This is a genomic window from Rhodobacter sp. Har01, assembly GCF_020564565.1.
In the GTDB taxonomy this organism is placed as follows: Bacteria; Pseudomonadota; Alphaproteobacteria; order Rhodobacterales; family Rhodobacteraceae; genus Pseudogemmobacter.
The window spans coordinates 242,969-260,787 of the sequence record NZ_JAJCTD010000005.1; the positions used below are offsets into that span (position 1 = coordinate 242,969).

General features: G+C 66.3%; 15 protein-coding genes and 3 pseudogenes. 8 read left to right on the plus strand and 10 right to left on the minus strand.

The window, feature by feature from the left end; all coding sequences use genetic code 11:
• Nucleotides 1-104 precede the first annotated feature (104 nt).
• From LHP98_RS14075 to LHP98_RS14095, 5 genes are all read left to right on the plus strand, one after another.
• A complete protein-coding gene (locus tag LHP98_RS14075; protein ID WP_227253175.1) occupies nucleotides 105-539 on the plus strand; it encodes a hypothetical protein in 435 nt (144 codons plus the stop codon).
• A gap of 116 nt (nucleotides 540-655) precedes the next feature.
• Entirely contained in the window at nucleotides 656-1,126 is a 471-nt protein-coding gene (locus LHP98_RS14080) for a cupin domain-containing protein (RefSeq protein WP_227253176.1), read from the plus strand.
• Nucleotides 1,123-1,593: a hypothetical protein gene (locus tag LHP98_RS14085; protein ID WP_227253177.1), complete on the plus strand. Its 471-nt coding sequence runs from the start codon at nucleotides 1,123-1,125 to the stop codon at nucleotides 1,591-1,593. Before LHP98_RS14080 ends, LHP98_RS14085 begins: the two co-directional genes overlap by 4 nt.
• A 24-nt stretch (nucleotides 1,594-1,617) precedes the next feature.
• Nucleotides 1,618-2,598, plus strand: coding sequence for a cupin domain-containing protein (locus tag LHP98_RS14090; RefSeq protein WP_227253178.1), 981 nt, complete (start codon nucleotides 1,618-1,620; stop codon nucleotides 2,596-2,598).
• Nucleotides 2,595-4,784, plus strand: a complete 2,190-nt coding sequence (locus tag LHP98_RS14095; RefSeq protein ID WP_227253179.1) for a 3-hydroxyacyl-CoA dehydrogenase NAD-binding domain-containing protein — start codon at nucleotides 2,595-2,597, stop codon at nucleotides 4,782-4,784. The genes LHP98_RS14090 and LHP98_RS14095 overlap by 4 nt, the downstream gene beginning before the upstream one ends.
• Nucleotides 4,785-4,859: 75 nt before the next feature.
• Here LHP98_RS14095 and LHP98_RS14100 read toward each other — a convergent pair whose 3' ends face one another.
• The 8 genes and pseudogenes from LHP98_RS14100 to LHP98_RS14135 form a co-directional block, all read right to left on the minus strand.
• Nucleotides 4,860-5,510, minus strand: a complete 651-nt coding sequence (locus LHP98_RS14100; protein WP_227253180.1) for a sulfotransferase domain-containing protein — start codon at nucleotides 5,508-5,510, stop codon at nucleotides 4,860-4,862.
• Complete coding sequence (locus LHP98_RS14105; protein WP_227253181.1) at nucleotides 5,507-6,457, minus strand: 2-hydroxyacid dehydrogenase; 951 nt, start codon at nucleotides 6,455-6,457, stop codon at nucleotides 5,507-5,509. The genes LHP98_RS14100 and LHP98_RS14105 overlap by 4 nt, the downstream gene beginning before the upstream one ends.
• Entirely contained in the window at nucleotides 6,457-6,789 is a 333-nt protein-coding gene (locus LHP98_RS14110) for a tRNA-binding protein (RefSeq protein ID WP_227253182.1), read from the minus strand. Before LHP98_RS14110 ends, LHP98_RS14105 begins: the two co-directional genes overlap by 1 nt.
• Nucleotides 6,786-7,598 (minus strand): pyrroline-5-carboxylate reductase, encoded by an 813-nt coding sequence (proC, locus tag LHP98_RS14115; RefSeq protein WP_227253183.1) that lies wholly within the window; start codon nucleotides 7,596-7,598, stop codon nucleotides 6,786-6,788. The genes LHP98_RS14110 and proC overlap by 4 nt, the downstream gene beginning before the upstream one ends.
• A gap of 27 nt (nucleotides 7,599-7,625) precedes the next feature.
• The gene (locus LHP98_RS14120) at nucleotides 7,626-8,129 is read right to left on the minus strand and encodes a YbjN domain-containing protein (RefSeq protein WP_227253184.1); all 504 of its coding nucleotides are present in this window, start codon (nucleotides 8,127-8,129) and stop codon (nucleotides 7,626-7,628) included.
• Between the two features lie 617 nt (nucleotides 8,130-8,746).
• Nucleotides 8,747-9,619 (minus strand): annotated as a pseudogene (gene istA / locus LHP98_RS14125) (IS21 family transposase); the annotation flags it as partial.
• 419 nt (nucleotides 9,620-10,038) lie between these two features.
• Nucleotides 10,039-12,183 carry a hypothetical protein gene (locus tag LHP98_RS14130; RefSeq protein ID WP_227253185.1) on the minus strand — a complete coding sequence of 715 codons (2,145 nt, stop codon included), beginning with the start codon at nucleotides 12,181-12,183 and terminating at the stop codon, nucleotides 10,039-10,041.
• Between the two features lie 660 nt (nucleotides 12,184-12,843).
• On the minus strand, nucleotides 12,844-13,851 hold the full coding sequence (locus LHP98_RS14135) for a hypothetical protein (RefSeq protein ID WP_227253186.1): 1,008 nt from the start codon (nucleotides 13,849-13,851) through the stop codon (nucleotides 12,844-12,846).
• Between the two features lie 421 nt (nucleotides 13,852-14,272).
• On the opposite strand from LHP98_RS14135, the gene LHP98_RS14140 reads away from it, so the two are divergent.
• The 3 genes and pseudogenes from LHP98_RS14140 to LHP98_RS14150 all read left to right on the plus strand — a co-directional run.
• Nucleotides 14,273-15,358 carry a discoidin domain-containing protein gene (locus tag LHP98_RS14140; protein WP_227253187.1) on the plus strand — a complete coding sequence of 362 codons (1,086 nt, stop codon included), beginning with the start codon at nucleotides 14,273-14,275 and terminating at the stop codon, nucleotides 15,356-15,358.
• 182 nt (nucleotides 15,359-15,540) lie between these two features.
• Entirely contained in the window at nucleotides 15,541-15,840 is a 300-nt protein-coding gene (locus tag LHP98_RS14145; protein ID WP_227253188.1) for a transposase, read from the plus strand.
• A gap of 158 nt (nucleotides 15,841-15,998) precedes the next feature.
• Nucleotides 15,999-16,169 (plus strand): annotated as a pseudogene (locus LHP98_RS14150) (integrase core domain-containing protein); the annotation flags it as partial.
• Between the two features lie 109 nt (nucleotides 16,170-16,278).
• Here LHP98_RS14150 and LHP98_RS14155 read toward each other — a convergent pair.
• Nucleotides 16,279-16,445: pseudogene (locus LHP98_RS14155) on the minus strand (IS5/IS1182 family transposase); the annotation flags it as partial.
• Nucleotides 16,446-16,554: 109 nt separating this feature from the next.
• A complete protein-coding gene (locus tag LHP98_RS14160) occupies nucleotides 16,555-17,799 on the minus strand; it encodes a methyl-accepting chemotaxis protein (protein ID WP_227253189.1) in 1,245 nt (414 codons plus the stop codon).
• Between the last annotated feature and the right edge of the window lie 20 nt (nucleotides 17,800-17,819).

The window sequence follows — 17,819 nt, forward strand, 5'->3', positions numbered from 1 at the left end:
ACGCAGGGTCGCTTTGCGGCGTTCCGGCGTCGATTTCGTCTCGCTATGCGCGAAAGTTCGGGCTATTTCTCAACCCCCGGGCAATTTCCCAAGTCCTTTCTGTCATGTCGTGCAAGATCACCGCCTTTCTGGAACGGCAGGCCGCGTCCTTTCAGGACGGCGGACCCTTGCTGGCGGTCTCGGACTACGATTTCCCGCTGCCGGTGCTGACATCGCAGGGCCGCGACGTACTGATGACCCCGCAACGGCTGATCGACAACTGGACCGCGACCAATGCCGGCTGCCGCGCGCTGGGCTGCACGCACCTAGCGTTGCGGCTGGTTGCGCGGGAACTTCCGCGCGGCTCGCGGTTCCGGCTCTGGTTGCGCTACGCCTACCTGACCGCTGCCGAAGCGCCGGCAGCCGGTGTCGAAGCGACCTTCTACTGCCGCGACCGCGGCCACCGGATCTGCGTCGAGATGATCGAGGTCACGCGGTCCTGGGGCCAGCCCTTCACCATCGGGGATCGCGTGGCGCCGGGCGTGAAGGCCGCGCGCTGACCGCCACCGGGCGATGGCCGGCATTGCCGGAATCGCCCGGACATCCCAACATCCGCTTGCGATACGGCGCGGCGGCCCTTGCGGCCGCCGCGGTGTTCAGCCGTGAGGAGACGAAGGTGCCGAAGCTTGATCTGTCGAAGGTGCCGGTGAAGACCGGCTCGATCTACCCCGAGCCCTATGCGTCGATGATGCAGGGCCGCACGTCGCTGCGGTTGGGTGAGGCCGGGGGTCTGTCGCAATACGGCGTGAACCTGGTGACGCTGGCACCCGGTGCGCTGTCCAGTCTGCGGCACTGGCACCGGCACGAGGATGAGTTCGTGATGGTGACCGAAGGCGAATGCGTGCTGGTGGACGACGCCGGCGAAACCGCGATGCGCGCCGGCGATTGCGCCGCCTTCCCGGCCAACGACGGCAACGGCCACCACTTCGTCAACCGCAGCGCCGCCCCGGTGCGCTTTCTGGTGGTCGGCACAAGAGCGCCGCGCGAGGTTGCCACTTATTCCGACGTGGACCTGATGGTCACCATCGAGTCGGGCCAGGCCCGGTTCACCTACAAGGACGGCACGGACTGGGAGGGGCCGCGATGAACCCGCTGACGATCTATCAGGCGCGGCTGGACGTGGTCTCTGCCGCCGTGCTGAGCGGCGACTTCGCTGCCTACATCGCCTGCATCGACCTGCCCTACCTGTTGCGCACCGCCGAGGCCGATTTCGTGCTGCGGACCGCGGACGAGATGGACCAGGTGTTCCGCATGGTGTCGGGCGCGCTGGCCCGCCGCGGCGTCACGCATTACGAGCGGGTCGCCCGCGACGCCTTGTTTCAGCGGCCCGACCGCATCGAAGGCTGGCACTTCACCCACATGATCGCCGACGGAGAGCGCATCGCCGCCCCGCACGCCGCCCGCCAGGTGCTGGTCCGGCGCGGCGAGGTCTGGCTGTTCTCCGAGGCGGGCTATCCGCTGCAGGCCGCGGAATGGCCGATCCCCGAAGCCGCGCTGTTCGGCAGCAAGGCCGCCCAGTTGCCTGGCCTTGGCAGCCTGGCGCTGGACGCCTGAGCCTGCCGCGAAAGGACACCGCCGATGATCGTCGACCCCGCCACCGCGCCCACCAGCCAGGACCACGGGCTGCACACCCTGCACCTGTCGGTCGCCGGCGGGCTGACGCAGTTCGGTGCCTATCTCGACACCCTTGCGCCGGGCGCCTGGTCCAGCCACCGCCACTGGCACTCGGCCGAAGACGAATTCCTTTTCCTCCTGTCCGGCCAGGCCACTCTGCGCGATGACCACGGCATGACCGACCTTGCCCCCGGCGATGCGTTGTGCTGGCGCCACGGCGACCCCAACGCCCACCACCTGACCAACCGCGGCGACAGCCCCGCCCGCTGGCTGATCGTCGGCGCCCGCGCCCGTGGCGACGTCTGCACCTACCCCGACGACGGCCGCCGCCTGGTCAACAGCGACCGCCGCTGGCAGATGGTCGCCACCGACGGCAGCGTCCTGCGTGAGGGCGACCTGCCGCCCGAGCTGCTGGACCTGCCCGCGCCCTGGGGCCGCCGCTTCGACGGCACACAGCACCCGAACCTCCTGCGCGCCGGCAGCGTTGCGGCCGAAGTCGCCGGCAACACCTACCCGCCGCCCTGGAACGACCTGGGCCTGGCCGAGGACATCGCGCTCTCCGATGCCGGCGGGCTGACCCAGTTTGGCGCCTTCGTCGAAATCCTTCACCCCGGCGCGCAGACCAGCCTACGCCACTGGCATGAGGAGGAAGACGAGTTCCTTTATGTCCTCGACGGCACCGTCACCCTTCTGGAAGACACCGGCCCGCAGGTCATCGGCCCCGGCATCTGTGTCTGCTGGCCCCGCGGCGTGGCCAACGCGCATTGCCTGCGCAATGACGGCACCGCGCCGGCCACCCTGTTCATTGTCGGCACGCGCTTGCCCGAGGACGCCTGCCATTACCCCGACATCGACCTGCACTATTCCCGCCGCAACGGCTTGCGCAGCTTTTCCCGCAAAGACGGCACCCCCTATCCCGGCTGGCCCAAGGAGACGACCCGATGACCGACTTCACCGCCCTGACCGATGCCCAAGGCGTCACCACCGTCACCTGGGACGTGCCCGGCAAGAGCATGAACGTGATGTCCCTTGCGGGCTTTGCCGAGTTGAACGGGCTGATCGACGCCGCCCTGGCCGACCCGGCCGTCAAAGGCATCGTCATCACCTCCGGCAAGAAGGATTTCGCCGGCGGCATGGACCTGAACGTCATTGCCCAGATGCGCGCGGGCGGCCCGCAGGCGATCTTCGATGGTGTGATGCAGATGCACGGCGTGCTACGCAAGATCGAACGCGCCGGGATGGACGCCAAGACCCTGAGGGGCGGCAAGCCCATTGCCGCAGCACTTCCCGGCACCGCCCTTGGCATCGGCCTGGAACTGCCGCTGTCCTGCCACCGCATCTTTGCCGCCGACAACCCCAAGGCCAAGATCGGCCTGCCCGAGATCATGGTCGGCATCTTCCCCGGCGCCGGTGGCACCACCCGGCTGGCCCGCAAGCTGGGCGCGATGATGGCGGCGCCCTTCCTGCTGGAGGGCAAGCTGTCGTCGCCCAGGGATGCCAAATCCGCCGGCCTGATCGACGAGGTCGTCGCGCCCGAAGACCTGCTGGCCGCCGCAAGGGCCTGGGTTCTGGCCGCCAGCGACGCCGATCTGGTGAAAACCTGGGACGCCAAGGGCTACAAGATGCCCGGCGGCGCGCCCTACCACCCGGCCGGCTTCATGACCTTCGTCGGTGCCTCTGCCATGGTGCTGGGCAAGACCATGGGCGTCTATCCGGCGGCCAAGGCGCTGCTCGCCGCCGTCTACGAGGGCGCACTTGTGCCCTTCGACACCGCGCTGAAGATCGAGGCCCGCCACTTCACCAGCGTGCTGATGAACCCGTCGTCGTCGGCGATGATCCGCGCGCTGTTCATCAACAAGGAGGCGCTTGAGAAAGGCGCCAACCGCCCGGCCATCGACGACCAGTCGGTGCGCAAGCTCGGCGTCCTTGGCGCCGGCATGATGGGCGCCGGCATTGCCTATGTCTCGGCCCTCGCGGGCATCGAGGTGGTGCTGATCGACAGCACGCAAGAGGCCGCCGACCGCGGCAAAGCCCATTCCGAAGCCCTGCTCGACAAGGGGGTGAAGCGCGGCAAGGTCACGGCCGAGAAGAAGGCCGAGGTGCTGGCCCGCATCACCGCGACCACCGACTACGCCGCCCTGCAAGGCGTCGACCTCATCGTCGAAGCCGTGTTCGAAGATCCCAAGGTCAAGGCCGAGGTCACCCGGAAGGCCGAGGCCGCCGCCGGCCCCGACGCCATCTTCGCCACCAATACCTCGACGCTGCCGATTTCGGGCCTGGCGAAAGCCTCGGCCCGCCCCGAACAGTTCATCGGCATCCACTTCTTCTCGCCCGTCGACAAGATGAATCTGGTCGAGATCATCCGGGGCAAAGAGACCGGCCCCCGCGCGGTCGCCAAGGCCCTCGACTTCGTCCGCGCCATCCGCAAGACCCCGATCGTCGTCAACGACGCGCGGTTCTTCTATGCCAACCGCTGCATCATCCCCTACATCAACGAGGGCATCCGCATGGTGGCCGAAGGGGTGGAACCGGCGCTGGTGGAAAACGCCGCCAAACTGGTCGGCATGCCCTTGGGCCCGCTGCAACTGGTCGATGAAACCTCGATCGATCTTGGGGTGAAGATCGCCAGGGCGACCCGGGCCGCCATGGGCGCCGATTACCCCGATGGCGCGGTGGACGAGGTGCTGTTCTGGCTGGCCGACCAGGGCCGCCTCGGCCGCAAGGCCAATGCAGGCTTCTACGCCTATTCCGAAAAAGGCGACCGCCTCGGCCTCTGGGACGGCCTGGGCCCGAAATACCCGCTCGACAAAGCGCAGCCCTCCCTCACCGACGTGCAGCACCGCCTGCTGTTCGCCCAGGTGCTTGAGGCCGTCCGCGCGCTGGAGGAAGGCGTCCTCACCGACATCCGCGAAGGCGATGTCGGCGCCATCCTCGGTTGGGGCTTCGCGCCCTGGTCGGGCGGGCCGTTCTCCTGGCTTGACATGATCGGTGCGAAGCGCGCGGTGGACATCTGCCGCGGCCTTACCGCCCAGTTCGGCCCCCGCTTCCACGCGCCCCGGCTTCTGCTGGAAATGGCCGACAAGGGCGACACCTTCTATGGCCGGTTCGGCGCCGGCAAACAGGCGGCCTGAGGCGTTTGCTGACGTATGGCTGTCTGCCATGCGTCAGCCATACGTCGCCCAGACGCGGTGCAATCCCTGTGCCGCTCAGGGATCGAAGCGATACCCGAACCGCGCAATGTCCTCGCCGCAGACTTCGGCCACCAGCGCCGCATCCGCCGGGCTGTAGTAGGGCCGCCAGTCCCGCGCCCGGTCGCTTTCGTTCACCCGGGGCAGCGCCAGCCGGAACCCCAGATGCGCCTCGAACGGCACCGCTTCCTTGGCGAAGCTCTCCAGGCGTATGAAAAGACAGGGGTTTTCCTCGCCGTCGGGCCGCCGCACATAGGCCCCGTAAGGCCACAACCGGAACGCCGCAACGGTCTGCGGATGGTTCAGGAAGCCGCTGAAGTCATGCGTCTTCGCCAACCCGACAGCAGGGTGCGCAAAGCTTTGCCCCCGCAGCCAGTGATAATAGCTGACAGCCCGATCCCAGGGGTTGCGGACCAGCGTAACCACCTGGAGACGCTCGATTTCCTCAAGGCTGACCAGCCCGACCACATCCGCCAGCGTGCTGTGTTTCCACACCCGCCCCGCCGCCTTGACCCCCTTCCACCGCCCCGCCCGGGCCCGCGCCTTCGGCGTGTCGCCGATCAGCACATCGTCCTTGGCGGCCCGTGCCTCCAGGGCCAGGCTCAAGGCCGTCCCCCCGGTCTTCGGGACATGCACGAAGATGAACCGGCGGGCGCGGGAAATGATCATGGAACCAACAGGTTGGGCGGCACGCGCCCGTCCGCGAAGGCGATCAGATTGCCCACCGCCATCAGCCCCATCGCCTCGCGCACCTCCAGACAGGCGGTGCCCAGATGCGGCAGCAGGGTCACGTTCTCCAGGGCCTTCAGCCCCTCCGGCACCTCCGGCTCGAACTCATAGACGTCCAGCCCCGCCCCCGTGATCCGCCCCTCGGCCAGGGCCGCCACCAGCGCCGACTCGTCCACCACATCGCCCCGCGAGATGTTCACGAAGATGCCGGATTTCTTCATGGTTCCCAAGGCGTTGGCGTCGATCAGATGATGCGTGGCCGGTCCCCCCGGCACCGCCACCACCACGAAATCCGCCGCCATCGCCTCGGCCATTCCCACTTGCCGCGCCGGGAAATCCACTGTGACCTCGGACCGGTTATGAAAGATAACCTCCATCCCGAAGCCGAAATGGCAGCGCCGCGCAATCGCCTGACCAATGCGCCCGAAGCCGATGAGTCCCAAGGTCTTTCCGGAAACATGCGTGCCCAGCATCTGCACCGGATGCCAGCCCGTCCACCGCCCGGCGCGCAAAAGCCGCTCGCCTTCCCCCAACCGCCGCGCCGTCATCAGGATCAGCGCCACCGCGATATCCGCCGTGGCATCGGTCACCGCGCCCGGAGTATTGGTCACCGCCACCCCCGCCGCCCGCGCCGCCGCCACGTCGATGTGGTTGTAACCCACTCCGAAATTCGCCAGGAGCCGCGCCCGCGGCGCCGGCACATCGGCAAAGACCGCGGCCGAAAACCGGTCTCCCAGTGTCGGCAGAACCAGGTCGAAGTCGCGCAGGGCCGCCCGCAACTCGTCGGCCGTCAGAGCATCGGTCCGGTCCCGGAGCACCACTTCGAACCGCGCCTTCGCGGCCTCCAGAACCCGGTCGGGCAGGCGGCGGGTGACCAAGAGGCGCATCAGAACATCCGCCCGCCCAAAGGCACCTCGTGCCCCGGCGTCAGCAATACCACCTCGCCCGCCTCATCCGGCACGCCCAAGACCAGAACCTCGGACTTCACCGGCCCGATCTGGCGCGGCGGAAAGTTCACCACGGCCAGCACCTGCCGGCCCACAAGGCCCTGCAAATCATAGTGTTTCGTGATCTGGGCGGAGGACTTCTTCACCCCCAGATCGCCGCCGAAATCGACCCACAGCCTGTAGGCGGGCTTTCTCGCCTCGGGGAAGGGTTCGGCCTGAACGATGCGGCCGACGCGGATGTCGACCCTGGCGAAGTCGTCATACGAGATCACTTGCCCAACTCCCGCCCGCGCGCCGCCGCCGCCGCGACGGCCCGGGTCAGCAGCGCCGGAAAGCCGGTTTCCGGGTCCATCAGCACCTTCAGCCCCTCGGCCGTGGTCCCCCCCGGCGAGGTGACGTTGATGCGCAGTTGCGCCGCCGTCTCGGACGAGCGGAACGCCAGTTCCCCCGCCCCGCAGACCGTGGCGCGGGCCAGCTGCATCGACACCGTTTCCGACAGACCCGCCGCCACGCCGGCCACCGCCATCGCCTCGATCAGGTGGAACACATAGGCCGGCCCGCCGCCCGAAAGCGCCGTCACCGCGTCGATCTGGTGCTCGCCCTCCAGGTCAACCACCTGACCCACCGCCTGCATCAGGGCGCGGGCCACCGCCAGGCCATCGGCCCCGGCGTGCGTGTTGGCGCAGATGCCGGTGATGCCGCGGCCAACCATGGCGGGGGTGTTGGGCATCGCGCGCACGAGGGGGGTGTGGTCGCCCAGCACCGCCTGAAAACTGGCGATGGTCGTTCCGGCCGCAATCGACACGAACAGCGTCCGCCCATTCCCCAGAGCTTGCAGCGCGGGCAAGGCGGACCCCATCATCTGGGGCTTCACCGCCAGCACGGCCACGCCGGGCGCGGGCGGCACGCCTTCGTTCAGATGCACGCCACTGGCGCGCAGCCAGTCGGACGGGTTCGGCTCGATCACCCAGAAGGCGCCCGGAGGCAGCCCGGCCTTCAGCCAGCCGGCCAGCAGCGCGGTGCCCATCTTGCCGCAGCCCAGCAGCACAAGCCCTTCGCGGGCCACGATTTCCAAGGACATGATCCCCCCCATTTGCGGGGGGAGAGGTTAGGCGCGGCCGTAGGCTTCGGCAATGGCGACTTTCATCGCCTCGGCCGGGCTCTTGTCGCCCCACAGCACCATCTGGAACGCCGGGTAGAAGCGTTCCGAGGCCATCACCGCGCTGGAGATCAGCCGGTCGATCTGCTCGGGCCCGGCGATCTGCCCGCCCGCCAGGCACAGGCCATAGCGCCAGACCATCAGTTTCTGCTCGGCCCACCAGGTGAAGGCGCCGGTCCAGACCATGTCGTTGCAGCGGTTCAGCACGTCGTAGAGCAGCGCCATCCGCGCTTCGGGCGGCTCCATCTCGAAGGTGCAGATCAGGCGCAGCGTCTCGTCCTGCGGGCTCCAGGCCAGGGTGAGCGAGTAGGTGCGCCACTGGCCCTCGACCGACATCGCGATCTGGTCATCGGTGACGCGGTCGAATTCCCAGGCATGGTGCTCGGCCAGGGTCTCGACGATGTCGATCGGGTGCAGGTCGTCCGAAAGGAGGTAGTCTTCTGAAAGCGACATCTGCCCGAGCCCCATCATAAGGCTTCCCACAGGCCGCGACCCACAAGAAGCTGCGTGTCTGGCAAGGAACAGCGTGTGCCCGACGCAGACCTTACTAGATATGGTGTGGCGAAAGCGGAAGCCTGTAAAGCGATTTGTTGAAAATTCTTCTGTGGAAAAGCCATGGGTGTGGCTCGCCACTCGAGTTGGCACGGTTTGACAACCGAGTTGGCAACAAGAGCAATGTCGCCATGGTGCCGGACCGGACCGGACCGATGACCTTCCCGCCAGCGTGCCGTTCTCCGGCAGAAGCGGAGCCATGTTCTCAGCTGAAGAGTGAGTGCTGAGGACCACGCAAGCTTGCTGTGGCCGTGAGATCGCGGGCCTCGAGTCAAGACAGAGAATCTGTCGAAGCTGGAAAAAATTCGTTTGAACGTGGAAAGCGAATACGACAGCTTCGATGCCGAGCTCCGGCAGACACTAACTGTTGAATAGGGGGGGGTGGGAGCTACTCGCAGCAACGAGCAGCCCCCCTTTGACCGAAACAGCCCCTTCGGGGCATGTCTCCTGTAAGGAGCGTTGTGCAACGGCACGGTGCATCCGGTCAAGCGGCATGTCCAGGAGGGCCTCATGGAAAGGGCCCCAAATGGCACCCAAAGCACTCGTCCTCCGCGGGCGTAGGCCACGCATTTGTCCATCAGCCAGGCGTTCAGCTCTTCCAGATTCTTGACCCGCAGGCGGGGCGTGAAGAACCGCTCGCGCACCAGCCCGACCTGGTTCTCGACCTGCCCCTTCTCCCAACCTGACGCAGGGGTGCAGGCGACGGGTTGCACAAGATAGTGGCTGCACATCTGCAGGAAGCGGCGGTTGTAGTGCCGCTCCTTGCCGGTGAAGACCGCCTCGACCGCCGTCTTCATGTTGTCGTAGATCCCGCGCGTGCAGGTGCCCCGGAAGAAGGCGAACGCCCTGTCATGGGCGTCGAACACCATCTCCTGGCTCTCGCGCATATAGGCCCGGACGAACATCATCCGGCTGTGGCAAAGCCGGACATGCGCCACCTTCACGGTGACCGTCACGCCCTCAATCCGAACGACCTCGTGGCTCCAGTCGAACTGGCAGGCTTCGCCCGGCGCGTAGTAGAGCGGGACATAGGCCTCGGCGGTCGCGGCCCCCCGGTTCTGCGACCAGGTCTTGGCGAACCGGCGCACTGCATCGTAACCGCCCTCGTATCCCAGCCCGCGCAACTCCTCGAAGATCCGGATCAACGTCAGCCGCTCCCGCGACGGCTTGCCTGCATTGGCTGACAGGAACTGCTCCAACTGGCCCTGCCACGGCCCGATCCGCGGCATCGGCTGCCGCTCGCGTTCGTAGCTGAAGTCCGTCTCGTCCGTCCGCAGGATCTTCCGCACGGTGTTCCGCGAAACATGCAGCTCCCGCACGATCCTCTTCATCGACCAGTTCTGAACGTGAAAGGCCCGCCGGACCCGCGCAATCGTGTCCACCCGCTTCAACTCCCCCTCCGTCCGCTGCCCCGCAACGGACGGTCTGACAGAACATCAGGGGGGTCAAAATTGGACGCCGATAGCCCCACCTAGGGGGTCAAAATTGCACGCCGAAACACAGGAATTCCCCCTCAGCTGGCTAGATGCCCCCGGAATCTTCTGGAACACGGCGCCCGGCGCGCGAGGATTCCGTGCAAAGCGACCCCGACGGCTGACGGGCGATCAGGCGGCGAAGCGGCCGGTTTCGGTGGTGCGGGCCTGGCTCAGCGCGGTCAGGCTTTCCAGAAGCGGCTGGACGCTGCGCGCTTGTGGCCGGTGTCGAATATCAGGCACCTGGTGAAGAGAACCAACTGATCAGCAGGATCCCGGCGCAAAGAAATCCCGGGTCGCCGATTCCAGGCGCAGGTCTTCTTGGGCAGAGAGGCGGCTCAATTCGCAGGCTTGTCGGCTTTCACTGCCTTTTGATCCCCCGAAGTGGCCTTGGGCGAAGGCGGGCCAACCGTCTTCTGTGGCTCGAGGGCGTCCTTCTTTCCGGCGCCGGGAGGCTTGGCACCCAGGATCGAACTGCCGGCGCCCGGGATCATGTATTCCGCAACCAGCGCCTTGCCCACGTCGCTGTCCAGCATCTTGAGGAAAGTCTCCTGTACCGACTTCTGCACGTCCAATGCCTTGTCCGCGGCGTGTTTGGCACCGTCGGAGCTGAGCCCCGCGACCTTGTCGGCCAGCTTCATCATTTCGCTCAACCCGCCCATGTCGCGGAAGCTGTCGCCGCGGGTTGCGCCGCCGATGGCCTTGTCGATGAACGAGGCATCGGCGATCTTTTCGGCGCGAAGCTGCGCCAGCGCCGCCGTGAAGTCGGAGGTTTCCAGGTCCATGCCCTTCGCCCGGTCGAACGTAGCCAAGGGCGCGATCTGCGGCGGCAGGATGGGAATGCGGTTTTCCGCGTCGGCCCAGCTTGGATAGATCGGGTTCACCTCCTCCGCCGCCAGGCTTTGGCCCAGCACCGCTTCTGCGAAGACGCCCGATCCCGGCAGACCGACATGGATAGACTTGCCAGCATATTCATTGTCCGGCTGGTCCAGTCCCAGGTGATCCTTCGCCCAGACTGCGCGCTGCTGGCGGCCCGCTTCTCCCTTTGGGAAGCGCCAGCGGAAGGCCAGGTAGTTGCCGAAGACACCCACCGGGTGAGGGTCCACCTGTGCAACCAGCGGGATGCCGTCCACCGCGTATTTTTGCAGCAGCCGACAAATCTGGTCCGGGCTCATCCGCAGCCAAAGCTGCTGGCTGACGAACAGACGGTTCTGCTCGAGCATGACCGACAGGCCGATCAGGTCGCTCAACTGCCGGGTCGAGGCCAGCGCCGCCAGTTCGTTGCCAACCCGCTGGATATCGGAATCGATATCGTCAACCAGCCCGAAGGCCGGATAGTTTCCAGCCGGGTCAAAGCTGATCGGGGTGTCGCCCAGACCAAGTTGCCGGCGCAGCGCCAATGCCTCTTGCGACCCCATCTCGACCGGTCCGCCGGTGCCCATAAGTTCGGCGCAATAGGCCTTGAGGCGGTTCAGCTGGTCCAGCCGCTTCTGCAACAGCATTTCCCGCGGCGCCGGCGGCAGCCGCACATCGGCCGAACTGTCATGGTCGATCACTTTGCGCAGGATCGCCTCGAATTGCGCCATCAGGTCGGGGCGCTTCAGTTCCGCGAAGATCTCCATCAACTGCGCGCTGTGGCGGAACAGCGTGTCGGGCGGGGCCACCAGGACATCGTCCCGTTGCTGTTCGGTCCGAGGCGGAGGCAGGAAATGGACCGGCACCATCGGGATGAACAGGCAGCGGTCCCAGTATTTCAGCGAGGTCTTGACCTCGTAGGTTTGCAGCACCTCGAAGAACAGCATGTTCAGCGCGTGCCGGCGGTTGTAGTTCACCAGGACGCGGGTGTTCAGCGTCTCCTTCTCCTTCTCGGTGACTTCCTTGATCACGGTCTGATAGCGCGACCGCAGGCTGTGAGTCTGTTCGGCCGTGCTTTGCGTGATGGCCACGGTTGAATCCGCCGCCAGTGATCTGCTGCCCGTGCTGTACTGCGCGGTCAGCGCCGAGGCCTGTGTGCTGGAACTTGCCCCCGAGGCCCCGAAGAACAGCCAGCCGCCTGACACGCCCGCCTGGTTTGTCACCGCGCTGGACGATGCCGATGAGCCGCCGCTTTGCGCCTCGCGCGCAACGGCATCCTGGGCCTCCTTCACGTTGCGGTCCTGCTGGATCGAGCTGTCGGCCGTTTCGGACTGCGTGGTTCCGGCACTGCTCTTCCCGCCGGTCCGCCGTTCCCAATCGGTCACCGCGATCTGGATCACCTCGCCGGGCGCCAGGCAGATCGACCGCAGCAGATTGCCCAGTTGCAGGCCCTGCTGTGTCCAGGTCTGCTCGTGCACGGTCAGCACGCCGCATGCCGGCTGCAGGGTGGCCTCTGCCAACTTGGGATCGAACGGGTCGACCGATCCGGCCAGAGGAATGCATGTCGCGGTCGGGGCCTCAAGCGGCTCAAGGAAGTAGAGCGAGCGATAATATGTCGGCTCACCCACGTTCGATGTCCCCATTTTCGGACGCAGGTAGTCTGGCGTCGGGGGGTCGGGCTGCGGAGTGCGGCCGTCGTGGGCCGGCGTCGTCCCGTCTGCCGCTTGCTTTTCCTCCGCAATCGCCTCGGATGCCGGGTCCGCCCCCGTTGCTTCGGTCACAGTCCCACTGTCTTCCGAACCGAGCTTGGCCACCGCACTCTCCTTTTCTCTGGGAGCGGAATATGTCCTCAAGGTCGAGTATAGCGACATCGATGATCCTCCAGGTTGATTCACCGCAAGTCGGCAGCCAACCTGCACGCCTGCAGCGCGCGTGTTTCTTCTCTCGGCTCCGATGACCGCGCTGCAGAACCTCGGCCGGACACATGGCCACAAGATCAGCACTTGGTCCGGCAACCGGGCGGAGAGTTCGCATCGCCCGTTCACGCGGCACAAGCGTGCCATGGCCCAGTTTCGATGGATGCGAAGTCCGCAGCGCTCGCCGCTGCCAATGCCCTGTCTGCAACCATTTCAACCCGAAGCGAGCGCTTTCCCCTCGCGACGACCAAAAGTCCGACCGTGCCGCCGCTCTCACCGAATGGAGCGGCCTTCTCGCCGCAAAAGGGGCGGGCCCCTACCCTTGCAGAGGCGCGTTCGCATGCGTCTGGCGGCACCGAACCGCGCTTTCGACTATTCCAGCTCTGCCGCTTCGGCGTCTTCCTGTTCGTCGCCGACCAGGCCCGAGCGGATCTTGCCGCGCGTCAGGCCCAGGGTCTGCCAGACCAGATAGGCCGCGCCGACAACGGCCAGCGCGAGGATCGCAATGTCGTCGCCGCTCATCACCTCATAGGCGCGATAGGCCGCCGCGTCGAAGGTCGAAGTGCGGACCTCGCTTTGCGCAACAATCTCCAGCACCGACATCCAGGCCAGGCCCCCAAGGACCGCCAGGCCCAGAACGGGGATCAGCCAAAGGGACGCAAGTGCGAAAGCGAGGGTCAGGAGCGCAGGCAGCAGCGCGTCTTCGGGCAGGTCTGGCAAGGCGAACAGCGGGGCAGCGGCAAGCACCGTGAGCGCGCTGCGCAAGAGCAACGCGGGCAACGGGCTCTTGCGGGGGGCCTTGGCGGCGGCCGGCCGAGCCTCGAGCGCCCTGGCGACGGCGGCGGCGACCGTATCGTAATTCGCGGGCGTGCAGTACAGCGTCACCAAGGTTCGCCAGCTGTTCGACAGCGCGATCGCGTTCCAGGACTTGTAGTAGCGCACGCGGGCGACGGCATTCCAGGCTATCGACTGCTGCTTGCTCGCTTCGGCCAGGATGCCCGCGCCCGCCACGCCAGGCGCCGCTGCCAAAGCCCCCACAACCCGGGCGGCCCGGTTCGCACGCGCGGCGCGCCGGTCGATCACTTCGGACCGCGCCCCGCGCCGATCCAGGACAAAGCGCATGTGCATGCGGTTGCCAAAGACCACCAGCGCGACAAGCACGAACAGAACCGACAACCCCGCAAGGGCGGCCGCGACCAGACCCATGAGCGGCAGCACCGCGTCGGTATCGCCGGTGGCGGCGGTCAGCCCGCCCAGCAGAGCCGCCATCAGAAGGCCGGTCAGCAGCATCAGCCGGACGAAGTTGGCCCGCATCAGCGGATGCGTCATCAGGGGCACATCCACGGCCCAATCCAGCGCCCGATCCGTCGAATGCGTCATGCCCGTTTCACCTGCGGCGGCGACTCGACCTGCACTATACACCTGCGGCAAGTGCCGGTCCTCGATTTGCGGGTTGCGTCGCTCTGGTGTCCGATTTGTCGCAGGCTCCTGTCCGGCGCCTTCATTCGTTGGCGCCAAAGCGCAGCTGTCGCTTCGCACCGGACACCAATGCGCGACCCCAATGAATTCGTTTCGGCCTGGGGTCCGTCGGAAATTGCGGGTCCGGTATTGATCATTTCGATTCGGCACAAGGCCGGCGATCACGTGATGGAATTCCGTCGCATTGAATGCCGGCGGGCGAAAGGCATAGACTGATTTGGCAGGGTTCGTCCGATTTGTCTCGATGGCGCAGCCTGACCCGAAACCCTGCTGCGCCAACGCGCCGGGCCTTCGCGGCATCGGTTCTGTTTGGGAGCATTCCATGGCCGCACGTCTGTTTCTTCCGCTTGGCCTGCGCATTCTGGTCGGTATCGGATCGGTGCTTGCAGCCTTTCCGGCCGGTCTGGCCTTTGCGGAGGCCATTGCCTCGGGCCACGCGCAATGGGAGGGCGGCGCGATGATCGACCCGGGGGCCGGCGGGAAATCGGTTCCCTATGCGATCACCGGGCCGGGCCAACTGGTCGTCGATTATGTGGTCACGCCCTATCGCGAACGCGAATTCTACGCTTCGACCGAAAGCTGTCTGATCACCGGAGGCACGGAATACTGGGAGCACGTATCTTCGGAAACCTGGTTCGGATCGCAACGGTCCAGCGACTACGCCTCGCCGCCCCCGGCCAACGGCACGATCGCCGACAAGCGCGTGCGGACGATCTGGAAGATCCCCGGCGGGCAGTACGCGGGCAGCTTCATGATGAACCGGCCGGTGAAATGCGGCTTGGCTGATTGTGATGGCTTTGCCGGGACCGTGAACTTCACCGCCGTCTTCTACCCCGAGGGCCAGTCCCCGCCGCCCGCCGCCGAGGTGCCGCAGCCCGGATCGGCGGACGCCGGCGCCGGGGCTTCTGCGGGGGGCGACGGGTCCGCCGGGGCCGCAGCGGCACCGGTTCCACCGGTGCCTCCGGCGGCTACGCCCGGCGCCGACGACGAATCCCGCAACCTTGCGCTCGGCAGGCTTTCGACGCAAAGCAGCGTCTACCGGGGCACCGGGGTCGATCAGGGCCCGCAGCACGGCAACGACGGCGTGACAGTGGGGCGCGATCCGCACGATCTGGTCCACACCGACCTTGAGCAGAACCCCTGGTGGTATGTCGACCTGGGCGCGACCGCGCAGATCGACGCGATCCGGATTTACAACCGGCTCAATCCCGAAGTGCTGGCAAATCCGTCGCTGTTGGTCTTCGTCAGCCTGGACGGCGCTGCGTGGGACGAGGTCTACCGCCACGACGGCTCCCGCTGGGAGGTCTTGACGCTGCCGATGACGGTCCAGGCACGCTTTGTCCTGCTGCAACTGGCCGAGGCAGGCCACCTTCAATTCTACGAAGTCGAGGTCTGGGGGAAACCCTGAGAACGACCAGACTCGACGGAAATGCCAAATCGGGTCGACTCAGGCGCGTGCTGGACTGGGCCAAGCCGAAACCACCTGACGTCGCGCCGTGTGCGGGCAGTCTGAGCGACCCCCCGAGATTCGGACAGTGACGGCAGCTCCGGTCTGAAGTCTGCTGGTCTCCAGAGGCAAGGAGAACAGAGATGCCGAAACGCAGGAACCGTGACGCGGCGTTCAAGGCGCGTGTTGCGTTGGAAGCGCTGCAGGGTGAGCGCACGGTGGCTGATCCGGCGACCGCCTATGAGGTCCATCCGACACTGATCCGTCCGTGGAAGACAGCGCTGCTTGAGGGTGCCGCAGGGATCCTTGAGCGCGGCGGCAGGGCGGCCGCCATCGCTGAGGTCGCCGAGGATACGGTGCGTGACCTGCATGCCAGGATCGGAGAACTGGCGATCGCCAACGATGTCTTGGCAAGAAAGCTCACGCCCTGGGTCGGGAAGTGAGGCGGGGCACGATAGAACGGAACCATCCCCAGTTGGCGGTCGGGGCGCAATATCGCCTGCTGTCGATCTCGCGGTCGTCATTCCATTCCGCGCCGCAGGGCGCTTTCACCTGCTTCGACTGGACCGACCGGTTGAAGCGGGCAAAGACCGGGATCTCGATGGATGGAAAAGCGCGATACCTCGACGACATCTTCATCGAGCGGCAGTGGCGGTCGCTGAAATATGCCTGCGTTTACCTGCGCGCCTGGGAAACCGGGTCCCAGGCAAAGGCGGTCGCCGGGCGCTGGATCACCATCTGCAACCATCAACGGCCTCACGCCGCCCATGGCGGACAACCGCCGGCCGTGGTCCAGTTCAACCACATTGAAACCGATCAGCAGGCGCAGGCAGCAGCTCAAATCGCCCGGAAAACTGCCCAGGGATCGGAGAGTAGCTCAGCACGGCAGCGTCGCCGTGGACGGGCTGTCGCCCACGCTTGCCGGACGGCTTCGCCGCCCATGTCACGACAGGATCAAACCAGACCGTCAGCGACCCGCGGCGCTTGAGCGCCTTGTTATCCGCGGGCCAGTCCGGGTCTCTTACGCCGGTGTGTTCGGTCTGCTCATCCACCCCAGCTATCGCGCTTGAGTCACAATATGAATCCCTCGCAGGATTTGAGCAACAAAGCCGACTTCCCCCGAGAAACTGGAGAGCGCCAAAGCCTTGGCAGGTGGCTCAGAAGAGCTCGACGCTGCGTGAGGGAGCGCGGCTGACCACATCGTTCGGCACGACAGGCTCTTCGGGAACCAAGTCCTGCTCGGGCACCAGTCTGTCGTCGATCGTGATCGCCGAAAGCGCATGTGTGAGTGCATCGAGGCCGGCCTGGTGCTGAGCCAGACCATCACAGCTGACAGTGGCAAGGCGCGCCGTCTCTGCCGCGGCGCGGGTCGTCGACTCCACAGAGCCGAGCAGGTCTGTCACCTGCGTTGCCTGGCGATCCGATATCGACTGGACCTGTACCAGGCAATTCAGCACCTCCTTCGTCATGAGGACAATCTCGGACATATGGCGGTCGGTGCGGCCGGAGGACTTTTCGCCGGCCTCGACGGCGGAAAGGGATTCCTCCGCCATGCCCACGATCGACTCTGCAAGGCTACGGGTGGCACCAGCCAGCAGCCGGACCTCGGCCGCGACGACGCCGAAGCCGCGCCCCGCTTCGCCAGCCTGGGCGGCCTGGATGCCGGCGTTCAGCGCCAGCATGTTGGTCTGAATGGCAATGTCCTCGATCTTGGCGACCACACCGGTGATCTGCCGCGAGGCATGCCCGATCCGTCGCATTGCCTCGTTCAAGCCAACCAGGCCCTCCGCCATCTCGCCGACAGCGCCCTGGGCGTCACCGGCCAGCTTGCAGGACTGCCGTGCCAGTTGGCTGTTGGTCATAGCCAACTCTGAAACCACGTCCAGAGTGAAGGTTACCCCCTGGATCAGGTCGATCTGGGCCGCCGTGCGGTCCCGCAGACCCTTGGCTTGCAGCCGAAGGTCATCTTCCTTCCCGGCCAGGCGCGACGCCAATCCGTTTCCGATGCTGGCGGTCTTCGCCCATTGCCGGACGATGGCGTCGATCGCTTCGACCAGACGTTGCCCCGGCCCGGGCGAGACCGTCTCGGGACTGAGTGGCCGCAGGTTTCCGCAGGCAATGACGTGGCAATCCTTGAGCAGCGCTTCGAATTGCGGGGCTTTGGAGTGGTGCGCATGGCCCGACTGGGCGGCGGCAATACGCCGGGCGATGTCGGCCAGCCCCGGATTCAGCGCTAGGATCTCAGCCACCGGCAGGCCCGCAAGGGCACGCAGGCAGGCGTCACGCTCGGTTTCTGCCTGGTTCAACCGGTGTTCAAGGGTCGGGGCGCCGGACATGCGGGTCGCGCCGAACAGTCTGGCCCAGAAAGCCAGGCCCCCAGGGTTTCGCCATGACAGACGCATGAGGCTCTCCGAACCCGGTG

Bases quoted from the DNA above. Each gene is read 5' to 3' on its own strand.
- LHP98_RS14075 (WP_227253175.1), top strand. From the start codon at position 105: ATGTCGTGCAAGATCACCGCCTTTCTGGAACGGCAGGCCGCGTCCTTT.
- LHP98_RS14105 (WP_227253181.1), bottom strand. From the start codon at position 6,457: ATGCGCCTCTTGGTCACCCGCCGCCTGCCCGACCGGGTTCTGGAGGCC.
- LHP98_RS14120 (WP_227253184.1), bottom strand. From the start codon at position 8,129: ATGTCGCTTTCAGAAGACTACCTCCTTTCGGACGACCTGCACCCGATC.
- LHP98_RS14090 (WP_227253178.1), top strand. From the start codon at position 1,618: ATGATCGTCGACCCCGCCACCGCGCCCACCAGCCAGGACCACGGGCTG.
- LHP98_RS14160 (WP_227253189.1), bottom strand. From the start codon at position 17,799: ATGCGTCTGTCATGGCGAAACCCTGGGGGCCTGGCTTTCTGGGCCAGA.
- LHP98_RS14100 (WP_227253180.1), bottom strand. From the start codon at position 5,510: ATGATCATTTCCCGCGCCCGCCGGTTCATCTTCGTGCATGTCCCGAAG.
- proC (WP_227253183.1), bottom strand. From the start codon at position 7,598: ATGTCCTTGGAAATCGTGGCCCGCGAAGGGCTTGTGCTGCTGGGCTGC.
- LHP98_RS14135 (WP_227253186.1), bottom strand. From the start codon at position 13,851: ATGACGCATTCGACGGATCGGGCGCTGGATTGGGCCGTGGATGTGCCC.
- LHP98_RS14145 (WP_227253188.1), top strand. From the start codon at position 15,541: ATGCCGAAACGCAGGAACCGTGACGCGGCGTTCAAGGCGCGTGTTGCG.
- LHP98_RS14095 (WP_227253179.1), top strand. From the start codon at position 2,595: ATGACCGACTTCACCGCCCTGACCGATGCCCAAGGCGTCACCACCGTC.
- LHP98_RS14085 (WP_227253177.1), top strand. From the start codon at position 1,123: ATGAACCCGCTGACGATCTATCAGGCGCGGCTGGACGTGGTCTCTGCC.
- LHP98_RS14140 (WP_227253187.1), top strand. From the start codon at position 14,273: ATGGCCGCACGTCTGTTTCTTCCGCTTGGCCTGCGCATTCTGGTCGGT.